The 24282-nt window shown below is 73.8% G+C and carries 21 protein-coding genes; 10 read left to right on the forward strand and 11 right to left on the reverse strand.

Going from position 1 to position 24282, the window contains the following annotated elements; all coding sequences use genetic code 11:
• Positions 1-396: 396 nt before the first annotated feature.
• Entirely contained in the window at positions 397-1302 is a 906-nt protein-coding gene (locus ACLE50_RS11105) for an EamA family transporter (protein ID WP_410943380.1), read from the reverse strand.
• A gap of 71 nt (positions 1303-1373) precedes the next feature.
• Between ACLE50_RS11105 and ACLE50_RS11110 the strand changes: the two genes are divergently transcribed.
• A complete protein-coding gene (locus ACLE50_RS11110; protein WP_410943381.1) occupies positions 1374-2294 on the forward strand; it encodes a LysR family transcriptional regulator in 921 nt (306 codons plus the stop codon).
• Between the two features lie 89 nt (positions 2295-2383).
• Here ACLE50_RS11110 and ACLE50_RS11115 read toward each other — a convergent pair whose 3' ends face one another.
• A complete protein-coding gene (locus tag ACLE50_RS11115; protein ID WP_410943382.1) occupies positions 2384-3856 on the reverse strand; it encodes a C40 family peptidase in 1473 nt (490 codons plus the stop codon).
• A gap of 427 nt (positions 3857-4283) precedes the next feature.
• Here ACLE50_RS11115 and ACLE50_RS11120 point away from each other — a divergent pair, with 427 nt between their 5' ends.
• Entirely contained in the window at positions 4284-7109 is a 2826-nt protein-coding gene (locus tag ACLE50_RS11120; RefSeq protein ID WP_410943383.1) for an aconitate hydratase, read from the forward strand.
• A gap of 198 nt (positions 7110-7307) precedes the next feature.
• Here ACLE50_RS11120 and ACLE50_RS11125 read toward each other — a convergent pair whose 3' ends face one another.
• Positions 7308-7799, reverse strand: a complete 492-nt coding sequence (locus ACLE50_RS11125) for a nitroreductase family deazaflavin-dependent oxidoreductase (protein WP_410943384.1) — start codon at positions 7797-7799, stop codon at positions 7308-7310.
• Positions 7800-7910: 111 nt separating this feature from the next.
• Between ACLE50_RS11125 and ACLE50_RS11130 the strand changes: the two genes are divergently transcribed.
• The 5 genes from ACLE50_RS11130 to ACLE50_RS11150 are packed head-to-tail and all read left to right on the forward strand — an operon-like array spanning position 7911 to position 12826.
• Positions 7911-9311 (forward strand): acyl-CoA synthetase, encoded by a 1401-nt coding sequence (locus ACLE50_RS11130; RefSeq protein WP_410943385.1) that lies wholly within the window; start codon positions 7911-7913, stop codon positions 9309-9311.
• Positions 9312-9320: 9 nt separating this feature from the next.
• Positions 9321-9707, forward strand: coding sequence for a VOC family protein (locus ACLE50_RS11135; RefSeq protein ID WP_410943386.1), 387 nt, complete (start codon positions 9321-9323; stop codon positions 9705-9707).
• A gap of 34 nt (positions 9708-9741) precedes the next feature.
• A complete protein-coding gene (locus ACLE50_RS11140; RefSeq protein ID WP_410943387.1) occupies positions 9742-10635 on the forward strand; it encodes a carbohydrate ABC transporter permease in 894 nt (297 codons plus the stop codon).
• Complete coding sequence (locus tag ACLE50_RS11145; RefSeq protein ID WP_410943388.1) at positions 10632-11468, forward strand: carbohydrate ABC transporter permease; 837 nt, start codon at positions 10632-10634, stop codon at positions 11466-11468. The genes ACLE50_RS11140 and ACLE50_RS11145 overlap by 4 nt, the downstream gene beginning before the upstream one ends.
• A 53-nt stretch (positions 11469-11521) precedes the next feature.
• Positions 11522-12826, forward strand: coding sequence for an ABC transporter substrate-binding protein (locus ACLE50_RS11150; protein WP_410943389.1), 1305 nt, complete (start codon positions 11522-11524; stop codon positions 12824-12826).
• Between the two features lie 549 nt (positions 12827-13375).
• On the opposite strand, the gene ACLE50_RS11155 is transcribed toward ACLE50_RS11150, so the two are convergent.
• From ACLE50_RS11155 to egtA, 6 genes are all read right to left on the reverse strand, one after another.
• Entirely contained in the window at positions 13376-13834 is a 459-nt protein-coding gene (locus ACLE50_RS11155; RefSeq protein WP_410943390.1) for a cupin domain-containing protein, read from the reverse strand.
• Between the two features lie 45 nt (positions 13835-13879).
• A complete protein-coding gene (locus ACLE50_RS11160) occupies positions 13880-14452 on the reverse strand; it encodes a class I SAM-dependent methyltransferase (protein WP_410943391.1) in 573 nt (190 codons plus the stop codon).
• Between the two features lie 84 nt (positions 14453-14536).
• Positions 14537-15526 carry an L-histidine N(alpha)-methyltransferase gene (gene egtD / locus ACLE50_RS11165; RefSeq protein ID WP_410943392.1) on the reverse strand — a complete coding sequence of 330 codons (990 nt, stop codon included), beginning with the start codon at positions 15524-15526 and terminating at the stop codon, positions 14537-14539.
• Positions 15523-16371, reverse strand: a complete 849-nt coding sequence (gene egtC / locus ACLE50_RS11170) for an ergothioneine biosynthesis protein EgtC (protein ID WP_410943393.1) — start codon at positions 16369-16371, stop codon at positions 15523-15525. Before egtC ends, egtD begins: the two co-directional genes overlap by 4 nt.
• Before the next feature lies 1 nt (position 16372).
• Positions 16373-17800 carry an ergothioneine biosynthesis protein EgtB gene (egtB, locus tag ACLE50_RS11175; protein ID WP_410943394.1) on the reverse strand — a complete coding sequence of 476 codons (1428 nt, stop codon included), beginning with the start codon at positions 17798-17800 and terminating at the stop codon, positions 16373-16375.
• Positions 17797-19206 (reverse strand): ergothioneine biosynthesis glutamate--cysteine ligase EgtA, encoded by a 1410-nt coding sequence (gene egtA, locus ACLE50_RS11180; RefSeq protein ID WP_410943395.1) that lies wholly within the window; start codon positions 19204-19206, stop codon positions 17797-17799. Before egtA ends, egtB begins: the two co-directional genes overlap by 4 nt.
• Positions 19207-19342: 136 nt before the next feature.
• Between egtA and ACLE50_RS11185 the strand changes: the two genes are divergently transcribed.
• From ACLE50_RS11185 to ACLE50_RS11195, 3 genes are all read left to right on the forward strand, one after another.
• Entirely contained in the window at positions 19343-19918 is a 576-nt protein-coding gene (locus tag ACLE50_RS11185; RefSeq protein WP_410943396.1) for a TetR/AcrR family transcriptional regulator, read from the forward strand.
• Positions 19919-20015: 97 nt separating this feature from the next.
• Positions 20016-21095, forward strand: coding sequence for a dihydroxyacetone kinase subunit DhaK (locus ACLE50_RS11190; protein WP_410943397.1), 1080 nt, complete (start codon positions 20016-20018; stop codon positions 21093-21095).
• Positions 21092-21703, forward strand: coding sequence for a DAK2 domain-containing protein (locus tag ACLE50_RS11195; RefSeq protein WP_410943398.1), 612 nt, complete (start codon positions 21092-21094; stop codon positions 21701-21703). The genes ACLE50_RS11190 and ACLE50_RS11195 overlap by 4 nt, the downstream gene beginning before the upstream one ends.
• Before the next feature lie 46 nt (positions 21704-21749).
• Here the strand turns inward: ACLE50_RS11195 and ACLE50_RS11200 are convergent, their stop codons facing one another.
• A complete protein-coding gene (locus tag ACLE50_RS11200) occupies positions 21750-23648 on the reverse strand; it encodes an ABC transporter ATP-binding protein (RefSeq protein WP_410943399.1) in 1899 nt (632 codons plus the stop codon).
• A gap of 146 nt (positions 23649-23794) precedes the next feature.
• On the reverse strand, positions 23795-24007 hold the full coding sequence (locus ACLE50_RS11205) for a helix-turn-helix domain-containing protein (RefSeq protein WP_410943400.1): 213 nt from the start codon (positions 24005-24007) through the stop codon (positions 23795-23797).
• Between the last annotated feature and the right edge of the window lie 275 nt (positions 24008-24282).

The following is a 24282-nucleotide window of genomic DNA, read 5'->3' on the forward strand; positions in this document are numbered from 1 at the left end:
CCGGCAGCCGGAGGTCACGTGCACCGAGCCGCTCGTTTCCGGCGCGGACCTCGGCCGGCCCTGCCGCCTCGCAGACCGGTCGGGGGCGACGTCCGAGACTGCCTCGCAGACCGGTCGGGGGGCGACGTCCGAGACTGCCTCGCAGACCGGTCGGGGCGACGTCCGAGTCGTCGGGGGTCGACACCGGGCCGGTACCGGATCGACGGGCCTGCCGTGAACGCGACGCCACCGACCGGCCGCCACTCAGTCATCGGACGGGGGCGGGATCAGGTCCCAGCGGTCCCCGCGACGTCCCGGAACACCGCGACCGTCCCGTACTCCTCCACCTGCGGCCGCTCCTCGAACTCCACCCCGAGGCCGCGCAGACGCGCGTACTCCGCCATCCCACCCACTCGGTCAGGCCACAGCCGGCACCCGCTCCCGCGACCGCACCGGAGCCGACGCCGCCAGCACCCCACCGATCACCACACACCCCGCGACCAGCTCCACCACCGACGGCCGTTCCCCCAGTACCACCATCGCCAGCCCCATTCCGACGACCGGGACGAGCAGCGAGTGCGGCGCGACGACACCGGCCGGGTAGCGACGCATCAGCGCCGTCCAGATCCCCGCGGCCATCACCGTCGCCACCACCGACAGGTAGACGAGCGCGACGAGCCCGGGCAGGCCGTCCCACGAGAACGCCGCGGCGGTCTCCCGCCACCCCGTCCACGGCCCCTCGACCAGCGCCGACGCGCCCAGCAGCGGAACCGGCGGGACCACGGTCATCCAGAGCGTCAGGTGCAGCGGGTTCACCGCGACGCCGTCGCGCTGGGCCAGCCGGCTCGACAGGTTGCCGAACGCCCAGGCCAGCGCCCCGAGCAGCGTCAGCAGTACCGGCAGGAACGCCGCAGCCTGCGCCCGGACCAGTGCGATCACCGCCAGCGCGGCCACCGCGGACCCGATCCCGGCCCACTGCCGCGCACCGACGTGCTCGCGCAGCAGCACCGCGCCCAGCACCAGGGTGAACGGCCCGGACGCCTGCAGCACCAGCGACGCCAGCCCGGTCGGCATGCCCGCGTTCATCCCGAGAAACAGGAACAGGAACTGCAGCGTCCCGAAACCGAGGCCGTAGCCGATCAGCCATCGCACCGGCACCTGCGGGCGCGGGACCAGCAGCACGGTCGGCACCGCGATCACCAGCATCCGCAGCCCGGCGAGGAAGATCGGGTGGAAGTGCTCTAGCCCGACGTGGATGGCGAGGAAGTTCGCGCCCCACAGCACGGCGACGAGTACGGCGAGCATCCGGTCCCGGCTGGTCATGCCCCGAGCCTGCGCGACGACGACCGTGCAGACCAGCGACGAGATCTGAACCGGCGTTGTAGCTTCTCTTCATGGACGTGCGACGGCTCCGCATCCTGCGCGAGCTCGCCGACCGCGGCTCGGTCACCGCCGTCGCCGAGGCGCTGAGCTTCACGCCGTCCGCGGTGTCCCAGCAGCTCAAGACGCTGTCCCGGGAGGCGGGCATCGCGCTGACCGTCCCCGACGGCCGCGGGCTGCGGCTCACCGAGGCCGGCGCCGCCGTCGTCGCGGGGGCCGAGGACGTGCTCACCGCACTCGGCCGGCTCGACGAGACCGTCGCCGGGCTGCGCGGACGCCCGGAGGGCACGGTGCGGGTGGTGCTCTTCCCGTCCGCGGCCCGGTTGCTGCTCCCCGGGCTGCTGCGTCGCGGCGCCGGGCACGACGGCCTGCACCTGGCCTGCCGCGACGACGACCTGCGTCCCGACGAGGTGCCCGCCGCGGCCGCCGACGCGGACGTCGTCGTCACCCATCACGACGAGCGGCTCGACCCGTTCACCGGCGGGCGTCTGCACGTCCGGCCGCTGCTGCGCGAACCCCTGGACGTCGCGCTGCCGCCGGGCCACCCGCTCGCCGCCCGCGCCGACGTGCACCTCACCGACCTGGTCGACGAGGCCTGGATCGGCGTCGGCGTGGGCTGGCCGGTCGACGACGTCCTGCGCTCGCTCGGCCTGGTCACCGGCACGACCCCGCGGATCGCCCAGCGCATCAACGACTTCGCCGTCACCGAGGAGCTGGTCGCGAGCGGCTACGGCGTCGCGCTGCTCCCCCGCTACTCCACCGACCACCGGAACGACGCCCGCATCGCGCTCCGCCCGCTGGCCGGGGTGAAGGCGGCGCGGCTGGTCCGGGCGGTGACCCGTCCGGACGTGGCCGAGCGCCCGGCGGTCCGGCTGGTGCTGGACCTGCTCGCCGACGAGGCCGACGCCGTCCGCACCCGACACGGCGACGGCTGAGCCACGGGCGGCACGACGCGGACAGCCGCGACCGGCCCCCGGGAGCCGGGTAACCGGGCGCCGGGCAGCCGGGAGCCGGGTAACCGGGGTCAGAAGATCCGGGTGACCTTGTTCAGCTGCCCGTAGCGCACCGGGCTGATCCGCACCTTCGCCCCCGAGTAGGGCGCCTCGAGCATCTTGCCGTTCCCCAGGTACAGCGCGATGTGGTACGTCCGGCCGTTCTCGGCCCAGGACAGCATGTCCCCGCGGCGCATGTCCGAGATCGGGACCAGCTCGCCGTAGTTCGCCTGGTTGCCGCTGTAGCGCGGCAGGTGCACCCCGGCGCCGGCGAAGGAGTAGAGCATCAGCCCGGAGCAGTCGAACCCGACGTTGGCGTAGTCGCGGTACTCGTCGGCGACGCCGCCGTCGCGGATGCCCGTCGTCGGGCCGCCGGAGTTGCCGCCACCCCACGAGTAGCGCACGCCCAGCTGCTCGGTCGCCCGGTCGATCACGGTCTCGATCGCCTCGGAGCCGCTGCTCGGCGTGCCCGCGTCCGGCGCGGACTCCTGGGCGACCTGCGGGCCGTCCGACGGACGCTGCGCGTTCTCCCGAGCGCGGCGCTCGCGCTCGGCCGCGTTCCGGGCCCGCTGCGCGGCCCGGGCGGCCTCCCGGGCCTTCGCCTCGGCCTTGGCCTTGCGCTCGGCCTCGGCGGCGAGGCGGGCCTGCTCGGCCTGCCAGGCGACGAAGCGCTGCCGCTGGGCGCGCAGCCCGGCGTCGGAGTTCTCGGCGGCGTCGAGCTTGCGCTGCACCTCGGCCTGCTCGGCACGCACCGCGTCGAGCCGGCCGCGCTGCTCGTCGGCCGCTGTCGACGCCGACGCCAGCGCCTGGTCCGCGGCCTTGCTCGCGTCCTCCGCGGCGGCCCGGCGGCGGTCCGCCTCCGCCTGCGCCGCACGGGCCCGGGAGTCGGCGTTGGCCTGCTCGACCCGGGCGCGCTCGAGACGGTCGAGCATCGCCTCCTGGTCCTCGCTCAGCGCGTCGGTCATCCGGGCGCGGTCCATGAGGTCACGCGGGTCGGTCGCCCGGGACAGCTGCCCGAGCGGGCCGAGGTCGAGGCCGTGGGTGTAGACGTCGCCGACGAACGCGTCGACCTGGGTGCGCGCGTCGTCGACGACCCGGCCGGCCTCCTCGGTCCGGTGCCGGGCGTCGGCCGCGGCCGCCGCGGCCGTCTCGGCCTCGCGGGCCGCGGCGTCCGCGGTGTCGCGGGCCTGGTTGGCCTCCTCGTGCCGGGAGGCCACCTGGATCTGGAGCCGGTCGGCCTCGGCATCGAGCTCGGAGAGGCGCCCGGTGAGCCGGCCGACCTCCGCCGTGCGGTCCGCGACGTCCTGACGGCTGCGGGCCAGGTCGTCGTCGCCGGGGTTCGGCGGCGGGGTCGGTCGCGGCGGCGGCTCGGCCGGCGTGGCCATCGCGGCCGGGACGGGCGCCGGGCTCGCGACACCGGGCGTCGCCACCGACACCGCGGCGACCAGGACCAGCACCCCGGCGGCCACGGGTGCGGCCGGGCGCCTGCGGGCGTCGCGCGTCACGAGTCCTCCGGGGGATCGATCGGGGGCGGATCCCCGCCGGACCGGTGCCGACGAAGATCGAGAAGAGCGACCGCAGACTGCCACTCGCGTTACGTGAGCACCCCGCGACACACCGTGCACACCCGTTCGTGATGCCCCGGCCAGGGGAACTGCCACGTCGGCGCCGTCGGCTCCTCACCGTGGGGACACCGGCCGGACACCTGCGGGCCGTCGGTCACACCGGCCTCGCGCGGCTTGTAGGACAGGCGTACTATTTGCCATGAGGGTCCGCGATGCCGCCTACCCGGCGGTGCGCGAGACTCCGTGTCGTCTCGAACGTCGTGGCGACACGACCTGACGACACCGGTGCCGCCCACCGGCCGCCCCGCGGCCGTCGCCGGCCACCGGTCACCGAAAAGACGCCCACCACCACGGGGAGGACCGCCAAGTGGCCAGTACCGACAGCTTCGGCGCCAGAGGACAGCTCGACGTCGGGGGCACCGGTTACGAGATCTTCCGGCTCTCCGCGGTGGAGGGCGCGCAGCGGCTTCCGTTCAGCCTCAAGGTGCTGCTGGAGAACCTGCTCCGCACCGAGGACGGCGCGAACGTGACCGCCGACCACATCACCGCGCTCGCGAACTGGGACCCGCAGGCGGCCCCGGACACCGAGATCCAGTTCACCCCGGCCCGGGTGATCATGCAGGACTTCACCGGTGTCCCCTGCGTCGTGGACCTGGCGACCATGCGCGAGGCCGTCACCGAGATGGGCGGCGACCCCGCCAAGGTGAACCCGCTCGCACCGGCCGAGCTGGTCATCGACCACTCGGTGATGATCGACTTCTTCGGCACCGAGGACGCGTTCGAGCGCAACATCGAGTTCGAGTACGGCCGCAACAAGGAGCGCTACCAGTTCCTGCGCTGGGGTCAGGGTGCCTTCGACGAGTTCAAGGTCGTCCCGCCCGGCACCGGCATCGTCCACCAGGTCAACATCGAGAACCTGGCGCGCGTGGTCATGGCGCGCAACGGCCAGGCCTACCCGGACACCCTGGTCGGCACCGACTCGCACACCACGATGGTCAACGGCCTCGGCGTGCTGGGCTGGGGCGTCGGCGGCATCGAGGCCGAGGCCGCGATGCTCGGCCAGCCGGTGTCGATGCTCATCCCGAAGGTGCTCGGCTTCAAGCTGACCGGTGACATCCCGACCGGCGTCACCGCCACCGACGTCGTCCTCACGATCACCGAGATGCTGCGGCGCCAGGGCGTCGTCGGCAAGTTCGTCGAGTTCTACGGCGAGGGCGTCGGCGCCGTGCCGCTGGCCAACCGCGCCACCATCGGCAACATGAGCCCGGAGTTCGGCTCCACGGCCGCGATCTTCCCGATCGACGACGAGACCGTCCGCTACCTGAAGCTGACCGGCCGCTCCGCCGAGCAGATCGCGCTGGTCGAGGCCTACGCCAAGGAGCAGGGCCTCTGGCACGACCCGTCGCACGAGCCGGTCTACTCCGAGACTCTCGAGCTCGATCTGTCGACGGTCGTCCCGTCGATCGCCGGCCCGAAGCGCCCGCAGGACCGCATCGAGCTGTCGGACGCGAAGCCGGCCTTCCGCAAGGAGGTCCACAGCTACACCGACGACGAGGTCGCCGCCGACGACCCGCTGGTCGGCCTCGACGAGTCCGAGGCCGAGTCCTTCCCCGCCAGCGACCCGCCTGCGCCCTCGTTCGCCGATGACGACGCGGCCCCGATCGTCATCTCCGCCGCCGACGGCGGCGCGGGCCGGCCGTCGAAGCCGGTCACGGTGAACTCCGACTCGCGCGGCCAGTTCGTGCTCGACCACGGCGCCGTGGTGATCGCCTCGATCACCTCCTGCACCAACACCTCCAACCCGAGCGTGATGCTCGGGGCGGCGCTGCTGGCCAAGAACGCCGTCGACAAGGGCCTGACCACCAAGCCGTGGGTCAAGACCTCGATGGCGCCGGGCTCGCAGGTCGTCACCGACTACTACGAGCGCGCCGGACTCTGGCCCTACCTGGACAAGCTGGGCTACAACCTCGTCGGCTACGGCTGCACCACCTGCATCGGCAACTCCGGCCCGCTGCCGGAGGAGATCTCCCAGGCGGTCAACGACAACGACCTCACCGTCGTGTCCGTGCTGTCGGGCAACCGCAACTTCGAGGGCCGGATCAACCCGGACGTCAAGATGAACTACCTGGCGTCCCCGCCGCTGGTCATCGCCTACGCGCTGGCCGGGACGATGGACTTCGACTTCGAGAACCAGCCGCTCGGGCAGGACCAGGACGGCAACGACGTCTTCCTGCGCGACATCTGGCCCTCCACCGAGGACGTCAACGCCGTCGTCGACTCCTCGATCACCTCGGAGATGTTCACCAGGAGCTACTCCGACGTGTTCCGCGGTGACGACCGCTGGCGCTCGCTGCCCACCCCGGAGGGCCAGACCTTCGAGTGGGACCAGCAGTCGACCTACGTGCGCAAGCCCCCGTACTTCGAGGGCATGGCGGCCGACCCGTCGCCGGTCACCGACATCGACGGTGCCCGCGTGCTGGCGCTGCTGGGCGACTCGGTCACCACCGACCACATCTCCCCCGCCGGCGCGATCAAGCCGGGCACCCCGGCCGCGCAGTACCTCGACGAGCACGGCGTGGAGAAGAAGGACTACAACTCCTTCGGCTCCCGGCGCGGCAACCACGAGGTCATGATCCGCGGGACCTTCGCGAACATCCGGCTGCGCAACCAGCTGCTGGACGCGATCGTCGACGGCGGTGTCTCCGGCGGTTACACCCGCGACTTCACCGCCGAGGGCGCGCCGCAGGCGTTCATCTACGACGCCGCGCAGAACTACGCCGAGCAGGGCACCCCGCTGGTCGTCCTGGGCGGCAAGGAGTACGGCTCCGGCTCGTCGCGTGACTGGGCGGCCAAGGGCACCGCGCTGCTGGGCGTCAAGGCCGTCATCGTGGAGTCGTTCGAGCGGATCCACCGCTCGAACCTGATCGGCATGGGTGTGCTGCCGCTGCAGTTCCCCGAGGGCGAGACCGCCCGCTCGATCGGCCTCGACGGCACCGAGACCTTCGACATCGCAGGGGTCACCGAGCTGAACGACGGCACGACGCCGAGGACGGTGCACGTCACCGCCACCAAGGACTCGGGCGAGAAGGTCGAGTTCGACGCGACCGTCCGCATCGACACCCCTGGAGAGGCCGACTACTACCGCAACGGCGGCATCCTGCAGTACGTGCTGCGGGGGATGCTCGCGAGCTGAGCCGGCCGCGCGCCACGCAGACGGAGCCCGTCGTCCCACTGGGGCGGCGGGCTCCGTCGCGTCCGGGGCACGGCTGCGTCCGGGGCACGGGCCCGCCGCGTGTGCGGCCGCATGATCAGCGTTTCCGAGGGATCCGGTGCCGGATGTGGCACCGGATCCCTCGGAGCCGACGATCTTGACCCGGGGCGGGGCCGCTGGTCAGGAGGTGCCGAGCCGGAACTCGACCAACGGCGGCGGGTCGCCCGGCCCGACCGGACGCCCGAGGGCCCGTTCGACGACCTGCCCGAGCTGCTCCCAGGCCGCCGGATGCCGGGCGATGTAGGCGGCAAGCAGCTCTCCCGCCTCGTCGCGCGGGAGCACCCGTGCGGTGGCGGGCTGCGACCGGCGGCTGCCGACGGAGATCCGCACCCGCGGGTCGGCGACGACGTTGCGGTACCACTGGGCGCGCTCGCCGAACCCGGACACGACGACGAAGCGCCCCGGCCCGGGGTGGCCGACGACCTCGACGACGACCTCCCTCGGCAGCCCGCTGCGCCGTCCGGTGTGTTCGAGCAGCAGCATCCGGTGGCCGAGGACCCGGCCGAGGCCTCGGTGGTAGAGCGTGATCGGGGCGCGGGCGAGCGCGCGGGTACGCAGTGCGCGGTCGAGCACCGCGACTCCGGCGCCGCGGACGAGATCGGCGAGCCCCATCGATCCTCCCCTGCGGCGGGCGGTGATCCGTTCCGCGGCGCCGCGTGCTACTCCGTAGGTGGGCGCCTCCACCCTGGCGCGCACGACCGACCGCGACCACCGGAGGCACCGTTGCTTCTCACCTCGCTCACCCGGCCCCAGGACCTCGACCGCGCGGTCGTCGTCGGCGACGACGTGCTGTCCCGCGCCGGGCTCGTCGACGCGGCGGGCCGGTTCGCGGCGGGGATCCCCGGCGACGGGCCGGTGGCGGTGTGCGCGACGGCGTCGATGGACACGGTCGTCGCGGCCGTCGGCTGCCTGCTCGCGGGGGTGCCGGTGGTGCCGGTGCCGCCGGACTCCGGGCCTGCCGAGCGCGACCACGTGCTGCGCGACTCCGGCGCGGCGGCGTGGGCCGGTGAGCGGCCCGACGAGGTCACGTTGCCGCAGGTCCGCCCGGGTGCGGAGCCGGTCGCACCGGTGGAGACCGACCCGGAGCGCACGGCGATGCTGCTCTACACGTCGGGGACGACCGGAGCGCCGAAGGGCGCGGAGCTGTCCGGGCGCGCGATCGCCGCCGGGCTCGACGGCCTGTTCGACGTGTGGGGCTGGACGCCGGACGACACCGTCGTGCACGGGCTGCCGCTGTTCCACGTGCACGGCCTGATCCTCGGGGTGCTGGGGGCGCTGCGGATCGGGTCGCGCGTCGTGCACACGGTGAAGCCGGAGCCCGCCCGCTACGCCGCCGTCGCCCGGTCCGAGCACCCGGGGACGATGTACTTCGGCGTCCCGACGGTGTGGAACCGGATCGTCGCCGATCCCGATGCGGCACAGGCCCTGGCGAACGCCCGGCTGCTGGTGTCGGGCAGCGCCCCACTGCCGGAGTCGCTGTTCTCCCGGATCGCCGAGCTGACCGGGCAGGCCCCCGTCGAGCGCTACGGCATGACCGAAACGATGATCACGCTCAGCGCGCGGGCCGGCGGCGAGCGCCGCGCCGGTTGGGTCGGGCTGCCGGTCCCCGGGGCCGAGACCCGCCTCGTTCCCGCCTCCGACGAGGACACCACTCCGGTGCCCGACGACGGCGAGACCGTCGGCCGGTTGGAGGTCCGCGGCCCGATGCTGTTCTCCGGCTACCGCAACCGGCCCGACGCGACCGCCGAGTCCGACGCCGGCGACGGCTGGTTCCGCACCGGTGACCTCGCCGTCCGCGACGCGGCGGGTTTCCACCGCATCGTCGGCCGGGAGTCCACCGACCTGATCAAGTCCGGCGGGTACCGGATCGGCTCCGGCGAGATCGAGGCGGTGCTGCTGGACCACCCGGACGTCGCCGAGGTCGCGGTCGTCGGGGAGCCCGACGACGATCTGGGGCAGCGGATCGTCGCCTACGTGGTCGGCGAGGGCGGGACAGAGCAGGAGCTGATCGACCACGTCGCCGCGAAGCTGTCCCGGCACAAGCGGCCGCGGGAGGTGCGGTTCGTCGACGCACTCCCCCGCAACCCGATGGGAAAGGTACAGAAGAAGCGGCTGGGGCGGTAAGCAGGAGCCATGCCCTGTACCTTCAACCACTCCATCCTCGCCGCCCGCGACCGTGAGGTCTCCGCGGCGTTCTTCCGGCACGTCCTCGAAGCGGCCGAGGCGCCGTCGTGGGGGCCGTTCACCAACGTTCTGCTCGACGGCGGCGTCATGATCCAGTTCGCCGATCTGTCCGTCGAGGAGCACCCGGAGATCCAGCCTCAGCACTACGCGTTCCTGGTCGACGACGCCTTGTTCGACCGGGCGCTGGCGAAGCTGGACACCGACGGGACCGCCTACTGGGCGGACCCGCAGCGCACCCGGCCGGGCGAGATCAACCACGAACACGGCGGCCGCGGCGTGTACTTCTGCGATCCGGCTGGGCACTACCTGGAGCTGATCACCCAGCCGTACCTGTGAGACGGTGATCGCCATCGCGGCCGGAGGGGGACCGATGGCGACACCGGTACGGAGGAGGTCCCGGAGCCGGGACACCCGGACCGCCTATCTGCTGCTCGCGCCGAGCCTGGTCGGCGTGGTGCTGTTCCTGGCCGTCCCGGTGCTCATCGTGTTCGGGCTGTCGTTCTTCCGCTGGGACGTCCTCGGACCGGTCACGTTCGCCGGGTTCGACAACATCACCGAGGTCGCCGCCGACGACCGGTTCGCCCGGTCGCTGCTGGTCACGGCGGTGTTCGTGCTGATCGTCATCCCGCTGCAGACGGTGCTCGGGCTCGGCCTCGCGCTGCTGATGCACCGCGGCCTGCCGGGCACCTCGGCGTTCCGGACGATCTTCGTGCTGCCCTGGGTGTGCGCGCCGCTCGCGCTCGGCGTCATGTGGCGGTGGATCCTCGCCCCCACCGACGGCGCCCTGAACGCGCTGCTCGGCACCCGCGTCGCGTGGCTCGCCGACCCGGCGCTCGCGCTGCCCTCGGTGGCCGCGGTGACGGCGTGGACGCAGGTCGGCTACGTCGCGCTGTTCTTCCTCGCGGGCCTGCGCAACGTGCCGGAGTCGGTGATCGAGGCCGCCCGGCTCGACGGCGCGTCGTCGTGGCGGCTGTTCTCCCGGATCGTGCTGCCGCTGCTGCGCCCGACGCTGTTCTTCGTCCTGGTCACCGGCGTGATCTCCAGCTTCCAGACCTTCGACGCCGTCTACGCGCTGACGCCGAAGGGCGGCCCGTCGGGCGTCACCGACGTCGTCGCCGGCCGGATCTACTACGCCGCGTTCACCGACCGCGAGGTCGGGCAGGCCGCGGTGATGGCCGTCGTGCTGTTCCTGGTCCTGGCCGTGGTGACGGTGGCCCAGCAGCGGTGGTTCGCCCGCCGCACGACCTACGAGCTGGACACGTGAGCACGCCCCGCCGGTCCCGCGTCGCCGACGCGGGGATCTACCTGCTCCTGCTCGCGGGCGCCGTGCTGACCGTGGCGCCGTTCCTGCTGAGCGTGCTGACGGCGCTGAAGTCGCCGAACCAGTTCTCCGCGCAGCCGGTGCTCACCCCGCCCGCGCCGCCGACGGGGGCGAACGTCGCGGAGCTGTTCTCCCGCTACGACTTCGTCGTGCCGGTCGCGGTGACCGCCCAGGTCGTCGTCGTGATCCTGGTCGGGCAGATCGTGTTCTCGATCCTGGCCGCCTACGCGTTCGCCCGCCTGGAGTTCCCGGGGCGCGACGCGGTGTTCTGGCTGTACCTGGCGACGCTGATGGTCCCGCAGGCGGTGACCATCGTGCCGCTGTACCTGATGATGGCCGGGGCCGGGCTGCGGAACACGTTCTGGGCGCTGGTGCTGCCCTACGTCCTCGGCTCGCCGTACGCGATCTTCCTGCTGCGCGAGTACTTCCGCGGCATCCCGCAGGACCTGATCGACGCCGCCCGGCTCGACGGCTGCGGCACGCTCGGGACCCTGCGCCACGTCGTCGTGCCGATGAGCCGGCCGATCATCACGACGCTGGCCGTGATCACCGTCGTCACGCACTGGAACAACTTCCTGTGGCCGCTGGTGATCACCGCGGGGCCGCGCTGGCAGGTGCTGACCGTGGCCACCGCCGGGCTGCAGAGCCAGTACAACGGCAACTGGACGCTGGTCATGGCGGCGACGACGCTGGCGACGATCCCGCTGGTGCTGCTGTTCCTGGTGTTCCAGCGCGGCATCGTCCGGTCGATCACCATCACCGGCGGGTTCCGGTGAGCCGCACCGACTCCGTACCTCCTGCCTCCCACTCCGCGGTGTCCCGTCGTGCCGTGCTCGGGGCCGGGGCCGCGGGTCTGCTGGCGGCGGCCGGGTGCTCGCCGTACTCCCCCGACGCCGGGAACCCACCGGGCGTCACGACCGTGACGTTCCGGCTCTGGGACGACTCGGTGCTGCCCGCCTACCGGGCGTCGTTCGACGAGTTCTCCCGGCGCAACCCCGACATCCGGGTGCAGTTCCTGCAGGTGCCGTTCTCCGACTATTTCACCTCGCTGCCGCTCGACGTCGCGGGCGGGAACGCGACCGACGTCTACTGGCTCAACGCCGCGAACGCCGCCGCCTACGTCGACGCCGGGAAGCTGATCGACGTCGGCATCGAGCTCGCCGACCAGCGCAAGCAGTGGGCGGCGTCGGCGGTGCAGGAGTACACCCGTGGCGGACGGCTGTGGGGTGTGCCGGCCATGACCGACGGCCGGATCGCCGTCTACTACAACCGGGCGATGGTCGCCGCGGCCGGCGTCGACGTCGACCGGCTTCGCTGGGACCCGGTGGACCGCAGCGTCGACACCCTGCTGCCGGCCGCCCGGCGGCTGACCCGCGACCGCGCCGGACGCACCGCGGACCAGCCGGGCTTCGACCCGGGATCGGTCGTGCAGTACGGCTACAACGCCGCCCGGGACCTGCAGGCGATCTACTACAACTTCCTCGGCTCCAACGGCGCCCGCTTCCAGACGCCCGACGACACGTTCGATTTCGCGACCCCGGCCGGGGAGCAGGCGTTCGGCTACCTGGTGAACATGATCGACCGGGAGCGGGTGACGCCGTCGGCGGCGGACACCAACACCAACGGCGACTTCAGCCGCGACCAGTTCCTGCAGGGCAAGCTGGCGCTGTTCCAGAGCGGCACCTACAACCTGTCCAACGTCGCGGAGGGCGCGAAGTTCGACTGGGGTGTCGCGCCGCTGCCGGTGGGGCCGCGCGGGCAGGTCAGCGTCGTGAGCAGTGTGATCGCCGCCGGGAACGCCGACAGCCCGCACCACGAGCAGGTCCTGCGGGTGCTGCGCTGGCTCGGTTCGCCCGAGGGTGCAGCGCCGCTCGGGGCGAACGGCACGGCCCTGCCCGCGGTCACCGCCGCCCAGGCCGCGTACTACGCCTACTGGGCGCGCCGCGGCGTCGACACCCGCTGGTTCGGTGAGGCCGGCGGCACCGGCACGATCCCGGCGCCGTCCGGGCCGAAGTTCGAGGCGGCGTCGACGGCGATGGAACCGATCCTCAACGATGTCTTCGCCGCCGCGGTGCCGCTCGACGCCGGGCTGCGGCACGCGCAGGACGTCGGGAACGCAGCGGTGCGCGGCTGAGATCGGCGGTCCGCAGGTTCCGGGACCACGCGTGAACGGGCACACCGGCGATCCGGGCGCGATCCCGGCCGTTGGCTCCGGTCCCCGGGTACCTCAGCCGGTGAGGCATCGCCTCCGTCCGGGGCAACGGACAGCGGCCGGGTGCCCACCGAGCCCGCGGCCCTCCGGCGTCCCCGGCGGGGTGCTGTGCCGGAGATGCCTCAGCAGGTGAAGCATCTCGGGGTACCCCACCCCGCGCCACCGCAGCCGCGTCGTCACACCCGCCGGCGGGCTCGGGGTCTGCCCGCGGCCGCCGTTGCTCCTCCCCTGGCGCCATCCAGCGACAGCGCCGGTCCGGTGCTTTCCCGGGCGACGTCGTGAGCGGTGTTGCGGGGTGTCGTCGTTTCATTGCCGGATCGCTGGCGTCAATGTTTCATTGACACTGAGATGGGGGCACGGCCGGAGCCGGACGCTCACCTGTTGCGGCGAACGCTCACGTGATCATGCGAGCGTTCCCGTAACCGGTGAGCGTCTGTGTGGCGCTCACCGAGCGGGGCTCGTGCGTGTGGGTCAGGGGTGCGGGTGGCCCGGGTCGACCCAGGGGACGTGTTCCGGGTCGGTGACGCCCTCGATGTCGAGGTTGACCACGATCGGCTCCTGCCCGGAGCGGGTGAGGACGCACTCGAGGGGCTCGTCGTCGAGGGCGTTGATCTCCTGGTGCGGAACGTAGGGCGGGACGAAGATGAACCCGCCCGGCCCGGCCTCGGCGGTGAACTCGAGGTGCTCGCCCCACTTCATCCGGGCCCGGCCGCGCACGACGTAGATGACGCTCTCCAGCTCGCCGTGGTGGTGCGCGCCGGTGCGGGCGCCCGGGTGGATCGTGACGGTCCCGGCCCACAGCTTCTCCGAGCCGGCCCGTTCCCCGGTGACCGCGGCGGCGCGGTGCATGCCGGGGGTCTGCGGGGTGTTGGTGTCCAGGGCGTCGCCGGGGATCACGCGGACGCCGTCGTTGCGCCAGTCGGTAGCCACCCGCCCGACGCTAGCGCCCGGCACCGCGGAACGACGACCGGACGGTTACTCCCGCCCGGCCCGGAACCGGTAGGACCGCTCCCCCAGCTCGGTGCCCGGGCCGGTGAACCCGGCGGCACCGAGCCGCGCCGGCAGCGTCAGCGGGTCGACCGGGTTGAGAGTGTCGCCGACGTGGATCAGCCGGAACCGCAGGCTCATCCGCGAGTCGATCCCGGCGAACGCTCCCCCGGGCCGCAGCACGCGCGCGGCCTCGGCGAAGAGCCGGTCCTGCTCGGCCGGAGTCGGGACGTGGTGCAACATCGTGAAGCAGACGACGGCGTCGAAGCTCTCGTCCGGGAACGGCAGGTCCGCGCCGTCGCCGTGCCGGATGTCGACGCCCAGCTCGGCGCCGACGGTGTCGCGCAGGTCCGCGGCCATCGTCCCGTCCACCTCGACGGCGGTCAGCGCCCCGGCGCGCGGGGCGAGCCAGCGGGTGGTGACGCCGTAGCCGGGGCCGATCTCCAGTACGTTCCCGGTGAGGTCGACGTCGCGGGTGGCCCACGGCAGCGTCGTGCCGTGCATGCGCTCCGCCCACTCCTCGGAGCGGCAGATCTTGCGGTGCAGCCGGTTCATCGCCATGCCGGAGACGCTAGAACCGCGCCCGGGCCGTGAGCGCCGTCCCGGCCGCCGCGACGAGCACGCGGCGGCCGGGACGACACGTGCTCAGACCGCGGTGGCCAGGGTCAGCGCGAAGCGGCCCTCCGGGTCGACCCAGCGCCGGGTCGTCTCGAAGCCGGCGTCGGTGAGCATCGCGTCGATCTGCTCGGGGCGGAACTTCGACGACACCTCGGTGGCGATCTCCTCCCCCGCGGTGAACGGCACGTCGAGGTCGAGGTCGGCGACGTGCACGGTCATGTCACGCCCGGCGCGCAGCCGCATCTCGATCCAGGCGTTGTCGGCGTCCCACACCGCGACGTGGGTGAACGCGTCGACGTCGAAGTCGGCGCCGAGCTCGCGGTTCACCACGTGCAGGACGTTGCGGTTGAACTCGGCGGTGACGCCTGCGGCGTCGTCGTAGGCGGGGATCATGGTGTCGACGTCGGTGACCAGCCCGGTGCCGAGCAGCAGCTGCTCACCGGGTGCGAGCACCGAGCGGACGTGGGTGAGGAACTCGTGGCGCGGCACCGGGAGCAGGTTGCCGATCGTCCCGCCGAGGAAGGCGATCATGCGCTTGCCGCCGGGGTCGGCGCCGGGGAGCCGGTCGAGGTCGCGGGTGAAGTCCCCGACGACGCCGTGCAGCGCCAGGTCGGGGTAGGCGTCGTGCAGCTCGTCGAGGGCGCCGCGCAGCGCGGACTCGCTGACGTCCTGCGGGACGTAGCGGGTGAGCGTGCCGGTGCGGGTGAACGCGTCGAGCAGCAGGCGGGTCTTCGTGGAGGACCCGGACCCCAGCTCGACGACGGTGTCGGCCCCGGACGAGCGGGCGATGTCGTCGACCGAGTCGCGCAGCAGCGCGCGCTCGGTGCGGAACGGGTAGTACTCGGGCAGCTCGGTGATCTGCTCGAACAGGTCCGAGCCACGGGCGTCGTAGAACCACTTCGGCGGGAGTTCCTTGGGCGTCGCGGTCAGGCCCCGGGCGACGTCGGCGCGCAGGGCGCTACCGGCGTCGGTTCCGGTGAGGTGGACGTCCAGCTGGATCGTGCCGTGGGTGCTCACGGTGCTCCTAGCGCTTCAAGGGTGAGGTGGCCCGGGCGGGCCACCACCAGGTGCCGGTCGGGCACCCGGGTCCAGTCGGGGAACGCGTGCGTGGGCTCCGACGCCACCGTCACGGCGGCGGAACCCGGGTCGTCGGGGGCGGCGGGGAGCCCGGTGGCGGGAAGGTCGGCGGCAGGAAGTTCGGCGTCGGGGAGCGCGGCGGCCGATGAGGCGACGGCGGGGGTCTCGAGGACGGCCAGGGCGTGCCGCCACGCGGTCGCCCAGATCGTCGTGCCGTCGGTGAGCAGCAGGTTCAGCCGCGACCCGGGGGCGTCGCGGTCGACGCGCTCACAGGTCTCGGCGAGCACCGCGGCGGGGTCGTCCCCGGCGCGCAACCGGTGCCGGACCAGCGCCCACAGCACCGCCGCGTCGGTCGGCGCGTCGAGGGTCATCAGGTCCTCCACCGGCAGCGTCGATGCGGCCCCGGCCAGCGAGTCCGGCCATCCCCGGACGACGCCGTTGTGGCTGAACAGCCACGGCCCGTCGGTGAAGGGCATGGCCGCGGTCTCGACGACGGGCATCCCGGTCGTGGCGGAGCGGACCGCCGCCAGCACCGCATGCGACGACGTCCCCGCCGCCAGCGACGCGAACGAGGTGTCCGCCCACAGCGGCTGCGCCGAGCGCACCCGCACCGGCTCGGCGCGGCCGGGCAGGTACCAGCCCGCGCCGGAGCCGTCGGCGTTGATCGTGCCGCCGCCGCGCATGTCGGCGGGTGCGTAGGACTGCGCGAGCAGGCCGTGCTCCGGTTCCACGAGCAGCGACGACAGCGTCCGCGGTGGTCCGATGTGGGCCAGGTGCCGGCACACCTCAGCGACCGTCGGCGGGCGAGGCGTCGCGCGCCAGCCGGAAGCCGGAGAAGATCTGCCGGCGCACCGGGTGGTCCCAGTTGCGGAACGTGGCGCGGATCGCCGACGGGTCGGTGCCGAACGAGCCGCCGCGCAGCACCCGGTAGTCGCCGCCGAAGAAGACCTGCGAGTACTCCGGGTACGGGAACACGCTGAACCCCGGGTAGGGCTCCCAGCCGGAGTCGCACCACTCCCACACGTCGCCGACGAGCTGCTGCACCCCGAGCGCGGACGCGCCTGCCGGGTAGGCACCCGCCGGGGCGGGCTGCAGGTGGCGCTGGCCGAGGTTGGCGCGCTCCGGTGTCGGGTCGTCGTCGCCCCACGGATAGCGGCGCGAGCGGCCGGTGGCCGGGTCGTACCGGGCGGCCTTCTCCCACTCGGCCTCGGTGGGCAGCCGCTTGCCGGCCCACCGGGCGAACGCCTGCGCCTCGTGGAAGGTCACGTGCTGCACCGGCTCGTCCCCGGGCACCGGCTCGACGACGCCGAACCGGCGCCGCCACCAGGTCCCGTCGGCGTCGCGGGTCCAGAACCGGGGCGCGGTCAGGTCCTCGGCGACGCGGGCGGCCCAGCCGGGCCCGGTCCACCAGCGCGGGTCGTCGTAGCCGCCTGCCTCGACGAACGCGGCGAACCGGGCGTTGGTGACCGGGTAGGTCTCGATCACGTACGCGGGCAGGTCGACGGTGTGCGCGGGGCGCTCGTTGTCCAGCGCCCAGGGCTCGGTGGAGGTACCCATCTCGAACGGACCGGCCGGGACGTGGGTCTCGGCGGCCGCATCGACGGCCTGCGCGGCGGCGGGCGGGGCGGGCGCGTGCAGCAGCGGGGCGCCCTCGCGGAGCTGGTGGGTGGCCAGCATCGTCTCGTCGTGCTGCTGCTCGTGCTGGACGATCATGCCGAACGCGAAACCATCGGCCTCGATCGCGCGGCCCCGCAGCGGGCTGCGGTGCAGCGCGTCGAGCGCCTTGTCGCGCACCTCGTCCACGTACTCCCGGGCCTCGGCGGGAGTGAGCAGCGGCAACGTGACCCGCGAGCTGCGGGTGTGCTGGAACGCGTCGTAGAGGCCGTCGATCTCCGGGCGCAGCGGCTCGCGGCCGCCGACGTCGCGGACCAGCCACAGCTCCTCCATGGAGCCGATGTGCGCGAGGTCCCAGACCAGCGGCGACATCAGCGGGGAGTGCTGGGCCTGCATGTCGGCGTCGTCGAGGTCGGTGAGTCCGGAGCTGCGGGCACGCGAGCGCGACAGCAGTGCGGCCACGCGCTCACGGACGGCCTCGGGGCTCTCCCCCGGCGCCGCGGGCCCGGTCACGGGCGTCGGCACGGTACCGGTCTGCACGGAGCCGGTCTGCACGGAGCCGGTCTGCACGGAGCCGGTCGGTACGGCCTCGGTGGTCATCGGACACCCTCCTGGATGCGGTGGACGTCGTGCCCGGGGACGGGATCGCCGTTCCGGGCCGGGTCAGCATGGTCGTCGGGAGCGCTGCGGTACAGGCCCGGCGGGAACGGGGCCCCGGCCCCCGCGGCGGACTCCTCGAACGGGAACACCTCGTCGGCGGGGCACAGGCCCTGCAGCACACGGCGTTCGGTGACCTCGCGCAGGCGGGCGAGCACCCGGGCGGGCACGGTGACCAGCGGGTGCCCGGCGGCGGCGAGGACCTCGCAGGCGAGCGGGAACAGCGTGCCGGCGGCGCGGGCCAGGGCCGGGTCGGCGAGTGCGTCGCGGGCGGCGGTCACCCACGCGTCGCGGACCGGCTCGCAGGCCTCCCGGACCCGGCCGAGGACCTCCGGCGACGACGTCAGCGCGGCCAGCACCGCGGCAGGCAGCGCCCAGTCGTCGCCGGGCTGGCCGTCGACGTAGCGCACCTCGAGGTGGCCCTGCGGGCGGACCGGCGGGAACAGCGTGGACACGTGGTAGTCGAGGTCGGCCTGCGTCGGCGGGCGGGCCAGGATGCCGTCGGTGCAGCGGCCGGAGACCCAGTCGTCGAAGGTCACCGACGGCGGCACGGCCCAGGACCCGGTGCCGCGCACGCACAGCAGCGGCGTCCCGACGACGCGGCGCGCCCACTCCAGGGCGGGGTCGGCGTCGAGCAGCGCGCCCGGCGGCGGCGCGGTGCGCGCGGGGTCCAGGCTCAGCCAGCACGCCTGCCGCGCGGACTTCCAGCCGGTGCGGTGCCCGTGCTGCACCGGGGAGTTCGCGAACGCGGCCAGCAGCACCGGTCCGAGCTCGTGCAGCGCGGCCCACCGGTCGGTGATCTGCGACGCGGGTCCGGCGTCCAGGCTGACCTGCACCGCCGACGTCGAGCACATGCCGGAGCGGCCGTGCGGGCCGACGCGGTCGAACACGCACTCCATGGCCGCGTAGCGGGGCAGGTCCAGCACCCGCTGCGCGGGGCGGACCGGGTCGGCGGCGCGGTCGTGCACGGCGAGGCGGTGCGCGGCGAGCAGGGAGTGGAGGTGCGCGGCGTCGGCGCCGACGGCGTCGACGAGCGAGGTGAGGGAGCGCTCGGGGGCGCTGGAGATCTCGACCTGTCCCCCGGGTTCGACGGTCACGACGCTGCCGGCGGGCAGCGGCCGCGCCGGGGCGGCGGGGTCCAGGGAGGCGGGCGTGTGGTCACCGAGCGCGGCGCGCAGGGTGTCCGGGTCGACCGGCGCATCGGGCCGGGCGGGGTCGTAGGGCATCCACTCGATCTCGACTCCGGCGAGTGTCGGAGGGCCGTGCTTGAAACAGACGGACGCGACGTAGGCCTCGGCCTCGGCCCGGGTGCGCAGCACCCCGTCGCCCCGCACCTCGAACGGTGTCACCCGGGCGACGCTACCCGGGGCCACCGACACCCGCGAGTGCATCGGCGCGCCGGACAACTGCTCGTAACCCCTGCCTGCGGCGCGCCGCGACCGGCACGCGCGGCAAGCAGGACATGCGTACGGAATACTGGCGGTCATGCCCCGCGTCAGCACCGACCAGCTCGCCGCCCGGCGGCGGCAGATCCTGGACGGAGCGCGCGCCTGCTTCGCCGACCACGGCTACGAGGGCGCGACCGTCCGGCGCCTGGAGCAGTACACCGACCTGTCCCGCGGGGCGATCTTCCACTACTTCCGGGACAAGGAGGCGCTGTTCCTGGCCCTGGCCGAGCAGGACGCCGTGCGGATGGCCGACGTCGTCGCCGAGCAGGGCCTGGTGCAGGTCATGCGCGACCTGCTCGACGCCGACGCCGACCGCAGCTGGCTCGGCACCCGCCTCGAGGTGTCCCGGCGGCTGCGCACCGAGCCCGAGTTCCGGGCCCGCTGGCAGGAGCACTCCGGCGCGCTCACCGCCGCGACCCGCGCCCGGCTGGAACGCCAGGCCGCGGCCGGGGCGCTGCGCGACGACGTCGCCGTCCCGGTGCTGGCGCAGTACCTGGAGCTGGTCCTGGAGGGCCTGGTGTCACACCTGGCGATGGGGCTGCCGACCGACGACCTGGGCGCGGTGCTCGACGTCGTGGAGAACGGGGTGCGGGCGCAGGCCCGGGCCCGCTGAGCGCGACTGAGCACGACCGGGCGCGACTGGGCACGTCGGGCACGCCACCCCGCCGCGGGGATGCGGGAACCACTGCCGCGCAGGGAGGATCGGGGCCATGCCGTACCCCTTCCTCCCGGCCGGCGACGACGCGGTGCCGGTCGCGGTCCGCGGGTTCGCCCGTGCGCACGCCGATCTCGTGACCCTGCACGAGGATCCGATCCACCTCGTCGCGAACCACCGCTCCCCCGACCGGCGGGTCGCGCTGGTCTCCGGCGGCGGCTCCGGGCACGAGCCGCTGCACGCCGGGTTCCTCGGCCGCGGCATGCTCGACGCCGTCGCCCCCGGCCCGGTGTTCACCTCGCCGCACAACAAGGCCGTGCTGCACGCGTCGCGCGCCGCGCTCGCCGGGCTGGACGCGCCGCAGGGCGTGCTCCACGTCGTCAAGAACTACACCGGTGACCGGATCAACTTCGGCATCGCCGCGGAGCGGCTGCGGATGGAGGGGATCGACGTCCGCCGCGTCCTGGTCGACGACGACCTCGCCACCGACGCCCTCGACACCGCCACCGGGCGGCGCGGGACCGGGGCGACCGTCGTCGTCGAGAAGATCCTGGGGGCGGCCGCGGACACCGGCGCGGGGATCGCCGAGCTGGCGCAGCTGGGGGCCGACGTGGCCGCCGCCTCGCGCAGCCTCGCCGTGGCGTCGCGGGCGCAGACCTCGCACCGCACCGGGGAGCCGGCGTTCGCCCTCGACGGCGAACTCGACTACGGCGTCGGCATCCACGGCGAGCGGGCGCAGCGCTCGGTGCCGCGGCCCCCGGCGGAGGAGCTGGTCGCACGGATGCTCGACGAGATCGTCGCCGGGCTGCCCGACGGGTCCGATGACGTGGTGCTGGTGGTCAACGGCATGGGCGGCACCGCGCTGCTGGAGCTCTACGCGCTGGCCGAGCTCGCCTCCCAGGTCCTCGACGACCGCGGCCTGTCCCGGACCGGCACGCTGGTCGGCACGTTCGTCCCGGCCCTGGACATGGCCGGGTTCTCGCTGACCCTGACCCGCATGCGCCCGGAGTGGACGGAGCTGTGGGCCGCACCCACCGGGACCGCCGCGTTCCCGCCCAGCACCGGCAACCCCAGCACCGGTAACCCGAGCACCGACGGCCCGGGTACCGACGACCGCACGGAGGAGGCCCGATGAGCCGCCTGGACCAGGACGCCGTGCTGCGGACGTTCGCCACCGCCGTCGAGGACGGGCACGGGGCGCTGACCGACCTCGACCAGCACTCCGGGGACGGCGACTTCGGTGACAACCTGCGCGCCGGCGTCCGGCACGCGGTGTCCCTCGCCGGGCAGGGCAGGCAGGGCGGGTTCGCCGCGCTCGGCGAGGTGTTCCTCGACGAGGTCGGCGGCACCAGCGGCCCGCTGCTGGGGCTGCTGTTCACCGAGATCGCGCGGTCGCTGGCGTCCTCGCACGACGACCTGGCCGCCGTCGCGTCCGGGGCCCGGGCCGGCCTGACCGCCATTCAGCGCGTCGGGGAGGCCGAGGTCGGCGACCGCACCCTGGTCGACGCGCTCGCCCCGGCCGTCACCGCGCTCGGCCGCGACGGCTGGGCCGCCGGCGCGGAGGCGGCCCGCGCGGGCGCCGAGGGCACCGCGGAGCTGACCGCACGGCACGGCCGGGCCTCCTACCTGGGCGACCGCGCCCGCGGGCAGGCCGACCCCGGTGCGGTCGGGGTGGCGCTGCTGTTCTGGGCGCTGGCCCGGGTCGCCGAGCCCGACGCCGAGGTCGTCTCGCCCCTGCCCTGATCCGGGCCTCGCCGTCCTGAGCCGGCCTCGCCGGCACGGGCCGGGCCTACAGCGGCGCGTGCTGCTCCTCCTGGGCGGCGAACTGGGTGTGGTGCAGGGTCGCGTAGCGCCCCTCGCGGGCGAGCAGCTCGTCGTGGGTCCCGGTCTCGACGACGCGCCCGTGCTCCAGTACCGCGATCCGGTCCGCGGCCCGCACCGTCGACAGCCGGTGCGCGATGACGATCGCGGTGCGCCCGACCAGCGCCTCGCTCAGTGCCTCCTGCACCGCCACCTCGGACTCGGAGTCCAGGTGCGCGGTGGCTTCGTCGAGGATCACCACGCGTGGCTTCGCCAGCAGCAGCCGGGCGATCGTGAGCCGCTGGCGCTCGCCGCCGGAGAGCCGGTACCCGCGCTCCCCCACGACGGTGCCGAGACCGTCCGGCAGCTCGTCGAGCAGCTCACCGAGGCGGGCGCGGCGCAGCGCGTCGACCATCTCCTCGTCGGTGGCGTGCGGGGCGGCGTAGCGCAGGTTCTCCGCGATCGTGTCGTGGAACAGGTGCCCGTCCTGGGTGACCATGCCGACGGTGCCGCGCAGCGTCGCGAAGCCCAGGTCCCGCACGTCCACGCCGGAGAGCTCGACGGCGCCGGAGTCGACGTCGTAGAGCCGCGGGACCAGCGAGGCGAGCGTCGACTTCCCCGCCCCGGACGACCCGACGAGCGCGAGCAGCCCGCCGCCACGGACGTGCAGGTCGACGCCGTGCAGCACCTCCGACGGGGTGCGGTGGTCGAGCACCGTGACCTCCTCCAGCGACGCCAGCGACACCGCCCGGGCGCTCGGGTAGGTGAAGCGCACGTCGCGGAGCCGGACGTCGACCGGCCCGTCGGGCAGCGACCGCGGTTGCGCGGCCTCGGTCAGCGACGGCCGCAGGTCGAGCACCTCGAAGACCCGCTCGAACGCGACCAGCGCCGTCATCACGTCGACGCGGGCGTTGGCCAGCGCCGTCATCGGGGTGTAGAGCCGGGTGAGCAGCAGCCCGAGCGCGACGACGGTGCCGGCCGGGATCGCGCCGGTCACCGCCAGGTAGCCGCCGAGTCCGTAGATCAGGGCCTGGGCCAGCGCGGACACCAGCTGCAGCGCGGTCACGAACAGCCGGGACACCATCGCGCTGCGGACGCCGATCTCCCGCACCCGCGACACCTGCCCGCGGAACACCGTCGCCTCCTGCTCGGGGTTCCCGAACAGCTTCACCAGGGTCGCGCCGGGCGCGGAGAAGCGCTCGGTCATCTGGTTGCCCATGGTGGCGTTGAGCTCGGCGGCCTCGCGGCGCAGCTCGGCGATCCGCGTGCCCATCGCGCGGGCGGGCAGCACGAACACCGGCAGCAGCAGCATCGCCAGCACCGTGACCTGCCAGGCCAGCCCGATCATCACCGCGACGGCGAGCACGAGCTGGATGCCGTTGGCCAGCACCGTCGACAGGGTGCCGGTGATGGCGGTCTGGGCGCCGATGACGTCGTTGTTGAGCCGCGAGACCAGCGCACCGGTGCGGGTACGGGCGAAGAACGCGAGCGGCATGGCCTGCACGTGGGAGAACACCGCGACCCGCAGGTCCTCGATCAGTCCCTCGCCGAGCCGGGAGGAGAACCACCGCCCGGCCAGCCCGACGACGGCCTCCAGCAGCGCCATCCCGGCGATCCCGGCGGCGAGGACGATCACCGCACGGGCGGCGCCGGGCAGCTGCCCTGCGGCGACGATGGTGTTGACGACCCGCCCGGCGAGCAGCGGGGTGACGACGCCGACCACCGCGGTGACGGTGGTGAGGCCGAGGTAGGCGAACAGCCAGTGCCGGTAGGGCCGGACGAAGCCCCAGATCCGGGGCCAGGTGCCCGGTGCGACGGCGCCGCGGCGGATGGACTCCGAGTCCGCTCCGCGCACGACCCCCCGCATGAGCGTGAGCGGACGATCCACGTGTCGTTCTCCTTCGCCGGTGGTGGACGGCGAGGAACAACGTTACGTCGGGTACCGGTCCGCGGCGCGCAGAGCATTCCGCCCCGCGCATGCGTCGGCGCCACCGGCGACCTCGTCGGGCCCCCGGCGGCGCCGTGGAGAACGCGCTACTTCTTCTTGGTGCGGGTCGCGCCACCGCGCCCGCGCAGCGTCACGCCGGTCTCGGAGAGGACGCGGTGCACGAATCCGTAGGAACGGCCGGTCTGTTCGGCCAGCGAACGGATGCTCGCGCCCTTCTCGTACTTCTTCTTCAGATCCGCGGCGAGTTTCCCGCGCTGGGTCCCGGTGATCCGGGCGCCCTTCTTCAGTTCTGCAGCCATGGGCCCTCCCTCGTCCCCACCGCGGATGCCCCCGCGGACCGCCGCCTCTCCGGCGACGATCAGGCCATGATGATCCAGACCGTCATTCCTGGCCAGAACAGGCAAAACGCGATCGGTGAGCGGTTACCCCGAACGGCGCACGTTGCGCGACGACGCAGTGTCCGATCACGAACGGATCACGGAGACTCGTCACCCGCGCGGAGCAGCCGACGGCGGCCACGACGGCACATCGGCCGCCGTGGTGGCGTGATCATCGGCCGTACTGCGCCGGACGA

Source organism: Pseudonocardia phyllosphaerae, assembly GCF_046546475.1.
In the GTDB taxonomy this organism is placed as follows: Bacteria; Actinomycetota; Actinomycetes; order Mycobacteriales; family Pseudonocardiaceae; genus Pseudonocardia; species Pseudonocardia phyllosphaerae.

Coding starts and splice junctions, on each gene's coding strand:
- ACLE50_RS11110 (WP_410943381.1), top strand. CDS start 1,374: ATGGACGTGCGACGGCTCCGCATCCTGCGCGAGCTCGCCGACCGCGGC.
- egtB (WP_410943394.1), bottom strand. CDS start 17,800: ATGACCACCGAGGCCGTACCGACCGGCTCCGTGCAGACCGGCTCCGTG.
- ACLE50_RS11140 (WP_410943387.1), top strand. CDS start 9,742: ATGGCGACACCGGTACGGAGGAGGTCCCGGAGCCGGGACACCCGGACC.
- ACLE50_RS11125 (WP_410943384.1), bottom strand. CDS start 7,799: ATGGGGCTCGCCGATCTCGTCCGCGGCGCCGGAGTCGCGGTGCTCGAC.
- ACLE50_RS11205 (WP_410943400.1), bottom strand. CDS start 24,007: ATGGCTGCAGAACTGAAGAAGGGCGCCCGGATCACCGGGACCCAGCGC.
- ACLE50_RS11135 (WP_410943386.1), top strand. CDS start 9,321: ATGCCCTGTACCTTCAACCACTCCATCCTCGCCGCCCGCGACCGTGAG.
- ACLE50_RS11190 (WP_410943397.1), top strand. CDS start 20,016: ATGCCGTACCCCTTCCTCCCGGCCGGCGACGACGCGGTGCCGGTCGCG.
- ACLE50_RS11185 (WP_410943396.1), top strand. CDS start 19,343: ATGCCCCGCGTCAGCACCGACCAGCTCGCCGCCCGGCGGCGGCAGATC.
- ACLE50_RS11105 (WP_410943380.1), bottom strand. CDS start 1,302: ATGACCAGCCGGGACCGGATGCTCGCCGTACTCGTCGCCGTGCTGTGG.
- ACLE50_RS11160 (WP_410943391.1), bottom strand. CDS start 14,452: ATGGCGATGAACCGGCTGCACCGCAAGATCTGCCGCTCCGAGGAGTGG.
- ACLE50_RS11195 (WP_410943398.1), top strand. CDS start 21,092: ATGAGCCGCCTGGACCAGGACGCCGTGCTGCGGACGTTCGCCACCGCC.